Consider the following 9553-nt stretch of genomic DNA (forward strand, 5'->3'; position numbering starts at 1 on the left):
CCCTTGTACTCCTCACACTTGGGCATTGCCTTTTTGCTGCACGTCATTGCCGTCTCCTCCTTCTCAACTGTCGGGCACATCGTCCCGAATTCCGTTTTTTCGACTCGAATTCCGTCGAGGACAAAGAAAAATGCCCGTCCCTTAGAACAAGGGACGGGCATTAACCCGCGGTACCACCCTACTTGGAAGAAGCATTGCCGATTCTTCCCTCTCGATGCCCTATAACGGAGGCTTCCGTGCTCCTACTTGGGCTTACACCCTTTCTTCGGAGCGGGCTCGGAGGTTCTCTTCAGCCGTGTTCGCCAGGAAACGCTCTCAGCCTAAGGCGCTTCCTCTCTGGCGACGAGACGACGACCTACTCTCCCCGTCATCACCCGATTCTGGGAAATGAAGGCGGTCACAGGTCTTATGCGTCTAGCTCGCCGGAAGCCATGCAGAGCGTTCACAGCAATCCTCCTCGAAACCAAGTTGTGGAAGATTGTATCACGGAAGCGGCACTTGTCAACCCTGCTCTCTCCTCGCGTCGACGGATACGCAACGTGTCACGGACTTTCCGGAAAAGGGCGGTTTCGGTGCAGCCATGGATTTTTTCTCGCGCCTTTTTCTCTCGGGAGACATGGCCGTCCCGGAGACGAAGCGCGTTGCGCCCTTGTTTCGGAGGGAATCCCGCACGCTCCCGGCAGAAGGAGCATGGCCGTCCCGGAGGCGAAGCGTGTTGCGCGTCCAGGGAAGGGGGAAATATGCTCCGCTTCGTTGTCCTTGCTCGAATGACATTTTCACGAGAACGGGGGAAGCACGCCAAGGTCCAAAGCGGCGGAACGGGGTGTCAAAATAGCAACGGCACGAGGACGGCTCGCCCCGATACTCCTGGACATTGTGAGTGTCTGAGACGCGATCTCTCCGCCTGATCGGCTCCCCCCGACGCCCCCGAGCATTACCGGGAGAGTTTCATGTCCCCGTCACGGACAAGTCCCCACCGCCGGAGAATGGCGGCGAAGACCAGGGTGAGCACGGCGGGAAGCAGAAAATGGAGCAGGAGAATGCCCGGCCACGCCCAGGCACCCATGACGTCCAGCGTTGCGAGCTGTCCCACGAGGCCGCTGGTGCCCATGCCCGCTCCGATACGGCTGTTCTCCATGCGGAAGAGCACCGTCGCCACGGGGCCGAGGCACGCCCCGGCCAGTGTGGGCGGCACCCAGATCCAGGGGTTGCGCACGATGTTGGGCATCTGCAGCATGGAGGTGCCGAGTCCCTGGGAAAGCAGCCCTCCCAGGCCGTTCTCCCGGTAGCTCTGCACGGCGAAGCCGATCATCTGGCAGGCGCACCCCACGGTGGCAGCGCCCGCGGCGAGCCCGGAAAGGCCCAGGGAGATGGAGAGGGCGGCGCTGCTGATGGGAAGCGTGAGGATCATGCCCATGAGGACCGCCACGAGAATGCCCATGGGAAGAGGATGGAGCCGGGTGGCCAGATTGACCGCGTCGCCGAGAAGCGCCATGCCCTTTGCCACGACAGGACCGGCGGTGATGCCCACCAGTCCCCCCACAAGGATGGTGCAGGCGGGCACGAGAACGATGTCCACCCCGGTCCGTCCGGCGATGCGGCGGGCGAACTCCGCGCCGGAAAGGGACGCCACGAGGGCTCCCACGGGCTCTCCGATCTGGAAGACGATTCCGGATGCCCCCGGCGCCACGGTTCCGGCGCCGATCGCTCCCGCCACGATGGCCGCGAAGAGTCCGAGAGGCGGTGCCTTGACGCTGAAGGCGACCCCGGCGCCGATGGCCGGTCCCATGAGGTATTGGGCCACCGTGCCGAAACGCAGAAGCTGCTCCACCCCGAGGAGCGTGCCGAGCTGCTTGAGAATCAGCCCGATGATGAGGGACGAGAACAGTCCCAGGGCCATTCCGTTCAATACGTTCACCAGGTACTCCCGAAACGCGACTGTTCCCTCTTTGGGTCGATTCATGGCAACGCATCCTCTCGTGGACAGGGTTCGCTCAATGACTTTACAAGTGTCTTGTCACTTAGCGTTCCGCCACTATACCAGCCTCGTCGCTTTCGATCAAGTATCCAGCCTTACGCAGGGCGGCGCGGATCCGTTCGAAGGTCTTTCCGTCCCGGACCTCCACATGGTGCAGATGGAGCCCGTCCGTGAGCGCGGAGAGGGGCGTGACGCCCTCCCCGCGAACCTTCTCCATGAACTCCGCCACGTCCGCCCGAGAGGCGAGCATGAGAGCTCCCGTCATCTCGCCGTAGAGGGGGTGCTCCACCACCACGTCGAGGACCCTGCCTCCGTTGTCCACGATGAGGCAGAGTTCTTCCTCCATGGCGTCGTTCGTCCTGTGGCGGGTCACGAGAAGGCGCACCTCTCCTTGTGGCGCCGCGTCGGCAAGAAGCGCGTACCCCTGGGGCGTCGAGAGGACGGGAACGCCCGCGGCGCGGAGGATCGCCATGTCCTGGACGATGACCTGACGGCTCACGCCGAAACGGAAGGCCAGATCGCTTCCCTTGTGGTTGGACGCATCCCGGGACAGGAGCGCCAGGATCTCCTTGCGGCGGTCCTCTCCCCTGAGAGGCATGGTCAACGCCCTCCTTCCGATCCTGCGTCGTGCAGCAGCGCATCCACGTCCCGGAGTTCCTCCGTGATGGCTCTTCGGGAGACCGCGTGGGCCAGATCGTCGAGCGGTGTCGGTTCGGCGTTCACGATGGCGAGGAAAGCTCCGGAAGTCCTGGCGAGGCGGGGGTACCAGTTGGCCGGGGAGACCGTGAGGGACGAGCCGAGGACCAGAAAAAGCCCACCCGAGGCGGCCGCTTCCTCCGCTTCTTCCATGGCCCGTTCCGGCAGGTTCTCGCCGAAGAGGACCACGTTGGGCCGGAGCGCTCCGTCGCAGTCGGGGCAATCGTGTCGCTCCAGAAAGAGTTCCGCCCCGTATTCCTTCCTGCACCGGACACAACGGAGACTGCGCAGGTCGCCGTGCAGAGGGATGACGTTCCGAGAACCGGCCATGCCGTGCAGGCCGTCCACGTTCTGGGTGATGATGCACCGCACGATGCCCCGCCGCTCCCACTCCGCCAGGATATGGTGCCCCTGGTTGGGCTGCACCACGAGGAGCGTTTCGATGCGCCACCGGTAGAACTCCCGAAACGCCTCGGGATTTCGCTCCAGTGCCCACAGCGTTGCGAGCTCCCTCGGATCCCGGTCCTTCCACAATCCCTGGGGCGACCGGAAATCCGGCAGACCCGACTCGGTGCTCATGCCCGCGCCGGTGAAGACCGTGACGCGCTCACCCCGAAGAATTCGCTCCGCCAGCACCGCCGCGAAGGTCCGTTCCGCATCGCCCTGTTTCTGTTCTCGTTCCTGCCGCGCATTCGCCATACGGGACCTCCCTTCTTTCGGGGCGCTTCCGAAACGGATCCGACAAGAGGAAATTGGCCGGAACCACACGGAGGGAATTGCCCCTCGAAAAACCCTCTGCCTCAGCGTATCATGTCAAGGATATCCACAACATGTTCACATTCATTTCCGCTCGCGCAGTTCGAGACACTCGACGCGGCTCTGGAGGCCGACACATGACCTGGTTCATCGAAATCGCCACACTCTTCGCCTTCGGAATTCCCGGCTGGTTTCTGCTCGAACGGCTGCGGATGCCCGCCGCTCCCATCGTGGGAGCCATGTTCTCCGCGGGAGCGCTCACCATGCTCGGCGCGGGACATGTTGCCGCTCCACCGCTCTTCAACGTTTTCCTCCAGATCCTCCTGGGGCTTTTCATCGGCCTTCGGGTCACTCCGGAAACACGTCAGGTGCTCCGCGTCATGGGGAAGCCCGCCATGCTCGTGAGCATCTGGTGGCTTGTCGCCGCACTGCTCACGGGAGCGCTGCTCTACCGGTTCAGCTCCCTCGACCTCGCCACGGCACTGCTCTCTTCCGTTCCGGGAGGTGTGGCGGAGATGAGCCTCCTCTCCCTCTCCCTGGGAGGCAATCCCGCCATGGTGGCGCTGCTCCAATCCCTGCGCCTCGCCTCGGTGCTCTTCTGCGTTCCCCTTCTGACGCCCTACGTGCGGCGCCGCTTCGGCGGCGGAGCAAATGCCCGCCCGTGTTCCCCGGAAAAGACCCCGGCAGGAGAGAAAGTGAAAGGGGGATCCATGAGAAACGGTGGAACGGCGCCATCTCGCGCTCCGGGAGGCCGTCTTCTCTCCGTGTCGGCCGCCGCGGCGGGGGGAGCGCTTCTCTCCTTCCTCCACGTACCCGCCGGAGCGTTTCTCGGAGCCTTTCTCTCCACGGGAATTCTGGGATTCTTCGGCATCCGCCTTGCGGGACTGCCTTCGGTGCTCCGCACGGTCGCCCAGATCGGCCTCGGAGCGATCATCGGGAGCCGCTTCGACATGCAGATGCTCCGCTCCCTGGGAAACCTGCTCCTGCCCATCCTTTTCACCACGGTGTTCATGCTCCTCTGGGGGTTCGTGCTGGCCTTCCTCCTGCACAGGCTCACCCGCTGGAACACCATGACCTGCTTCGTCTCCACCTGTGCGGGAGGACTCTCGCAGATGGGCATCATCGCCGAGGACATCGGCGCGGATCCCGTGGCGGTGAGCATTCTCCACCTGATCCGCCTCTTCACGATCCTGATCGTCATGCCCCCGCTCTTCAAGTGGCTGCTGCTCTCCTGAGCAGCCGACCCTCCCGAACCCGTCGCGGAAACGTCCGCATCCGGGGCGTTTCCGCTCAGGACCGCTCCGCCAGAAAGCGTCCCCTTCCGGCATGCCCCAGAAATGTCCCGTCGGCGAAGACGAGTTCTCCCCGGGAGAGAGTGGCGCAGACCCTTCCCGTCACGGCAAGCCCCTCGTAGGGGGAGAAATCGGTCCGCATGTGCAGCGCCTTCGCGGAGAGAGTCCATGTCTCGTGAGGATCCAGGACGACCAGGTCCGCGTCGGCTCCGGGGAGAAGAGATCCCTTGCGCGGATAAAGGCCGTTGATGCGTGCGGGCGCCTCCGCGAGAAGCCGGACCAGCGCCGGAAGAGAAAGACGTCCTTTGGCGACGCCCTCGGAGTACAGCAGGGGAAGGAGGGTCTCCACGCCGGGAAGGCCGTAGGGGAGGTTCCGGAACGACCCTTTCCAGCGCTTCTGTTCCCGGGTGAAGGGGCAGTGGTCGGTGGCGACCATGTCCAGGTCCCCCGAAGCCAGGGCCTTCCAGAGCGTCTCTCCGTCCGTCGCCGTCCTCAGGGCGGGCGCGGCGGAGTAGAGGTGTCCCTCCGCCTCCGCGTAGGCCTTCTCCGTGAGGAGCAGGTACTGGGGGCAGGTCTCGGCGGTGAGGGACACGCCGCGCCGCCGGGCCTGCCGCACCTCCTCCACGCCGTCCCGGGAACTCACGTGGACGATGTGCACTCGTGCTCCCGTCCGGGCGGCGATCCAGGCCACGTCGTGGATCGCCGCGGCTTCGCACGAGGCGGGACGGGTCCGGGCGAGGGAGGCCATGCATTCCTCCTCCTCCGGCGAAAGCTCCCCCTGGAGAGCGGTCACGATCTCCTCGTCCTCCGCGTGGACCAGAGCGAGGGCGTTCACGCCGGAGAGCACGCCGAAGGCGTCGAGCAGACGCCCTCTGTCGGTGCGCCGCCCCGAGGCGCCGTAGGCGGTGAAGAACTTGAAGCTCCGGACACCCATCGCCAGGGCCTCCCGGATTTCTCCGGCCCTGGAGCGTCGCCATCCGACGATCTCTCCGTGCAGCGCGTAATCCGCCACGGAGGCGCGGGCCGCCTCCAGACGAGTTCGGATGTCCTCGGGAAGGGATGTCCCGGCACTTCCCACGGTGAAATCCACCAGGGTGGTCACACCGCCGCAGAGCGCCGCCCGTGTTCCCGAGGCGAAGTCGTCGCTCGACCGGAACTCCCCTACGGGAAGATCGAGGTGAACGTGGGCGTCGATGCAGCCGGGAAGGACGAGTCGGTCCTCCGCATCAAGAACCCGCCGTCCCTCCAACCCCTCTCCGACGGCGGCGATGGATTCGCCGCACATCGCCACATCGGCCCGGAAGCAGTGCCGGGACGTGACCACCGTGCCGCCCTTGACGACCAGATCGAACATGAGGACTCCTCCCGAGGATCGTCGTCTTTCCGACGCTTCCATCCGCCCCCCGCTCTCCGGAGGCAGGGGCGTACGACGCCGGAATCTCCCGAGACACCGCAGAACATGTCTCCTCTCCCGGAGGGGGAACGTTTCTTTCGGTCACACCTACACCTACACAGCCACGGGCAAAGGGAAACACAGCACCCTCCGTCCGTGACAGGATGTTTGCCTGTGGCGACCTCGCGCAGGCGACAGACCTCAGCGAAGAAGACCGAGAGAACGGAAAAACACGAACGCAAGAGAAAAACCTAGGGAGCCTCTTGAAGAAGGCTACGTCAGCCCCGCAGAGTGCATCGCAAGGCCTGATGCGATCCGAGCCACGAGAAAGCGAAAGCTCTTTATTCAGAGCTTCCCCAGAGAAGCCCTGAGCAAGTAGGAATCGCCCTCTCTCGATCGCAGGTCGCACCCGCGTTTTTCCGAGATCGACGTGATATTTTTTCAGAGATTCCCAGGCAAGCTCCGATGAAAAGGATTTTCCTCTTTCTTGCACGCGATCGCATCGCGTTAAGGCCGATTCTGCCCAGCTTGCTTCAGAGATTCCCCGCGATTGCCTAGATGCCCATAACTTTCACGATCACCCGCTTCTTCCTTTGCCCGTCGCACTCGAGATAGAAGAGGCTCTCCCAGGGACCGAGGTCGAGCCGTCCCTCGGTGATGGGGACGAGCGCCTGGTGATGCACGAGAATGCGCTTCAGATGGGCGTCCCCGTTGTCCTCGCCGGTTCTGTGGTGGCGGTAGTCCCGACGGGCCGGGGCGAGCGTTTCGAGCCACTCCCAGATGTCCTCGTGGAGTCCTGGCTCGTCGTCGTTCACGAGGATCGCCGCCGTGATGTGCATGGCCGAGACCAGGACCATTCCCTCCCTGATGCCGCTCCGCTCCACCACGCTCTCCACATCCCTGGTGATGCGAAGAATCTCCCGACGTTCTTTCGTCGAAAACCAGAGATATTCCGTATGTGCCCTCATGCCGTTCCTCCCGCGTCGTTTCCGTCCTCGTCTCCGGGAGCGGACACCCCGTTCCGATCGCACTCCTCGGCGATCCGCCGGATCCGCTCGCCGCTGATGATCTCCTCTTCCTGGAGGATTCGGGACACCTCGTGGAGCGCCGTCTCGTGTTCCCGGAGAATGTCGAGGGTCCTCTCCTGGGATTCCTTGACGAGCTGCCGGATCTCTTCGTCGATGCAGGCGATGGTCTCGGGGCTCAGGTCGTTTCGTCCCCCCGCCATGCCCTGAAGGTACATGCCCGCCGGCGCGGCATAGCGCACCGGCCCCAGCCGGGAGGACATGCCGAACTCCGTGACCATCCGCCGCGCCACCTCGGTGACCCGCTCCAGGTCATTCGCGGCGCCCGTGGTGGCCTCGCCGAAGACCAGAAGCTCCGCCGCACGCCCCCCGAGCATGACTGCCATGCGGGAGCGAAGTTCCTCCTCGCCGATGAGGTACTGGTCCTCCTCGGGCATCTGCATGGTGTATCCCAGTGCGCCCTTCGCGGTGGGGATGATGCTCACCTTGTGCACCGGAGCGGTGGGGGGAAGGTAATAGGCGGCGAGGGCGTGCCCCGCCTCGTGGTAGGCCACCTTGCGCCGCACCTCCCCCGAGAGGGGGGTCTTGCGCTGGAGCCCTGCCACGACGCGCTCGATGGCGAGGTCGAAATCGGCCATGGTGACGCTCTCTCCCTTGCGGCGCACCGCGAGAAGGGACGCCTCGTTGGCGATGTTCGCCAGGTCGGCTCCGGAGAAGCCCGGAGTGACCTTGGCGAGCCGTTCCAGGCTGACGTCCCGGTCCAGAGGCATTTCCCGGGTGTGGATGCGGAGAATCTCAAGGCGTCCCGACTCGGAAGGAAGCACCACCTGCACCTGCCGGTCGAACCGCCCCGGCCTGAGCAGTGCCTGGTCCAGGATTTCCGGGCGATTCGTAGCGGCCATGATGACCACCCCCGTGTTGGGAGCGAAACCGTCCATCTCCGCGAGGAGCTGGTTCAGCGTGTTCTCCCGCTCGCTGTTGCCGCCCACGGCGGCGACGGAGGAACGGGCCTGGCCGATGGCGTCGATCTCGTCGATGAAGATGATGCAGGGAGCCTTGCGCTTGGCCTGCTCGAAGAGATCCCGCACCCGTGCGGCCCCGACGCCGACGAACATCTCCACGAAGCTTGATCCGGTGAGGAAGAAGAAGGGAACTCCCGCCTCTCCCGCCGTGGCCTTGGCGAGGAGCGTCTTTCCCGTTCCGGGGGGCCCCACGAGCAGGACGCCCTTGGGCAGCTTGGCCCCCAGGCGGTTGAACCGGGAGGGTTCCTTGAGATAGTCGATGATCTCCCGCAGCTCCACCTCCGCCTCACCCACACCGCCCACGTTGGAGAACTTGATGCCCGTCAGCTCTCCGTGAATCTCCTGGGCCTTGCTCTTGCCGATGGACATGACCCCCGCACCGCCGTCGGACATTCGCTTGTAGAAGAAGTACCAGATCACGAGAAGCGGCAGAAAGGGCAGCACCCAGCCGAGAAGGGCCTCCACGAGTCCCTTTGCCTGACTTTGGGCTTCGAAGGGCACTTTCGCCTTAAGGAGCCGCTCTACGATCTGCGGGTCGTCCACGCGTACCGCGTTCCGGAGTCCCGTCTTGCCGGTGCTCTCGTTTCTGAGATTGAAGAGAATTCTGTCACCTCCGATGGAGACGTGCTCCACCTTGCCCGCTTCGAGATCTCTCAGGAAATCGCTGTAGGTCACTTCGGTCTCGCTGATGAAGAGAGGGCGGAAGATCAGGTCGTTGAAAAGCCAGACGACCAGCAGGGCTATCAGCATATACCCCATGGAGAATTTCATCTGTTTCTGCTTCCGTTTCGGATCCACGTTCCCGCCTCCCCTCTTTGCCGGACCGTTTTTTCTTCCTCTTTTCCCCGCTTTCCCCCGCTGCACCTCTTGACGCTGCATGGAGGGGTACTTCAACCGCACCAGAGCCCATCCGGGTGAACCGTCCGAGATACGTTCCGGCCTTCCGTTGCAAAAGCCGCACGCATCGTCCCGCCACCTCCCGGCTCACGTTCCGGAAGTCCTTCCCCTGAAGTCGCACACTCCCGAAGAAACTGCCGCGTCGCTCCGAAAAACGCCCCGGTGGACATCTTTTGGAGGCTGATCCCGCTTCGTTCGTTCACATCGACACCCTCCGCCTCAGAAGGACCTCTGTGCACACCATCTTGCACGCGATCCGGAGGATGCCGGCGGATTTTTCCCGAACCTCCGGAGCGACTGCGCCGGATCAGCCCGAATGCCCCACGTCCCTCTCGGGAAAAGGTCAGAAGTTGACGGGCACGGCCTGGAAGGTCGGCTTGTCCGGCAACGGAGCGGCAACGGAGGGTTTCCGGAAGAACGCCTCCAGCTCAAGCGTCTCCGGGCAGAAATAGAGGAGCTGCGCGGTATAGGTGGAATACAGGTCGCCCTGGTCT

At 64.0% G+C, this 9553-nt stretch carries 7 protein-coding genes and 1 other annotated feature; of the genes, 1 reads left to right on the plus strand and 6 read right to left on the minus strand.

The genetic code is table 11. The annotated features are described in order from the left end of the window. Positions 1–146: 146 nt before the first annotated feature. Positions 147–380, minus strand: a binding site (T-box leader). A gap of 554 nt (positions 381–934) precedes the next feature. The 3 genes from Q1K49_RS07625 to Q1K49_RS07635 are packed head-to-tail and all read right to left on the minus strand — an operon-like array spanning position 935 to position 3373. After that, positions 935–1963: a PTS transporter subunit IIC gene (locus tag Q1K49_RS07625; RefSeq protein WP_300524677.1), complete on the minus strand. Its 1029-nt coding sequence runs from the start codon at positions 1961–1963 to the stop codon at positions 935–937. A 58-nt stretch (positions 1964–2021) separates the two neighbouring features. Further along, complete coding sequence (locus Q1K49_RS07630) at positions 2022–2576, minus strand: transcription repressor NadR (RefSeq protein ID WP_300524679.1); 555 nt, start codon at positions 2574–2576, stop codon at positions 2022–2024. 2 nt (positions 2577–2578) lie between these two features. Beyond that, positions 2579–3373: an NAD-dependent deacylase gene (locus Q1K49_RS07635; protein ID WP_300524681.1), complete on the minus strand. Its 795-nt coding sequence runs from the start codon at positions 3371–3373 to the stop codon at positions 2579–2581. 131 nt (positions 3374–3504) lie between these two features. Between Q1K49_RS07635 and Q1K49_RS07640 the strand changes: the two genes are divergently transcribed. Continuing rightward, positions 3505–4665 (plus strand): AbrB family transcriptional regulator, encoded by a 1161-nt coding sequence (locus Q1K49_RS07640; protein ID WP_300524683.1) that lies wholly within the window; start codon positions 3505–3507, stop codon positions 4663–4665. 55 nt (positions 4666–4720) lie between these two features. On the opposite strand, the gene hydA is transcribed toward Q1K49_RS07640, so the two are convergent. From hydA to ftsH, 3 genes are all read right to left on the minus strand, one after another. Beyond that, a complete protein-coding gene (gene hydA, locus Q1K49_RS07645) occupies positions 4721–6076 on the minus strand; it encodes a dihydropyrimidinase (protein ID WP_300524685.1) in 1356 nt (451 codons plus the stop codon). 593 nt (positions 6077–6669) lie between these two features. Next, positions 6670–7083, minus strand: coding sequence for a secondary thiamine-phosphate synthase enzyme YjbQ (locus tag Q1K49_RS07650; RefSeq protein WP_300524688.1), 414 nt, complete (start codon positions 7081–7083; stop codon positions 6670–6672). Continuing rightward, the gene (gene ftsH / locus Q1K49_RS07655) at positions 7080–8960 is read right to left on the minus strand and encodes an ATP-dependent zinc metalloprotease FtsH (protein WP_300524691.1); all 1881 of its coding nucleotides are present in this window, start codon (positions 8958–8960) and stop codon (positions 7080–7082) included. The genes Q1K49_RS07650 and ftsH overlap by 4 nt, the downstream gene beginning before the upstream one ends. Positions 8961–9553: the final 593 nt, after the last annotated feature.

It is taken from the genome of Aminiphilus sp. (assembly GCF_029975095.1).
In the GTDB taxonomy this organism is placed as follows: Bacteria; Synergistota; Synergistia; order Synergistales; family Aminiphilaceae; genus Aminiphilus.

What these genes read in the sequence shown, in the direction of transcription:
- Q1K49_RS07625 (WP_300524677.1), bottom strand. Translation starts at nt 1,963, where the DNA reads ATGAATCGACCCAAAGAGGGAACAGTCGCGTTTCGGGAGTACCTGGTG.
- Q1K49_RS07630 (WP_300524679.1), bottom strand. Translation starts at nt 2,576, where the DNA reads ATGCCTCTCAGGGGAGAGGACCGCCGCAAGGAGATCCTGGCGCTCCTG.
- Q1K49_RS07635 (WP_300524681.1), bottom strand. Translation starts at nt 3,373, where the DNA reads ATGGCGAATGCGCGGCAGGAACGAGAACAGAAACAGGGCGATGCGGAA.
- Q1K49_RS07640 (WP_300524683.1), top strand. Translation starts at nt 3,505, where the DNA reads ATGTTCACATTCATTTCCGCTCGCGCAGTTCGAGACACTCGACGCGGC.
- hydA (WP_300524685.1), bottom strand. Translation starts at nt 6,076, where the DNA reads ATGTTCGATCTGGTCGTCAAGGGCGGCACGGTGGTCACGTCCCGGCAC.
- Q1K49_RS07650 (WP_300524688.1), bottom strand. Translation starts at nt 7,083, where the DNA reads ATGAGGGCACATACGGAATATCTCTGGTTTTCGACGAAAGAACGTCGG.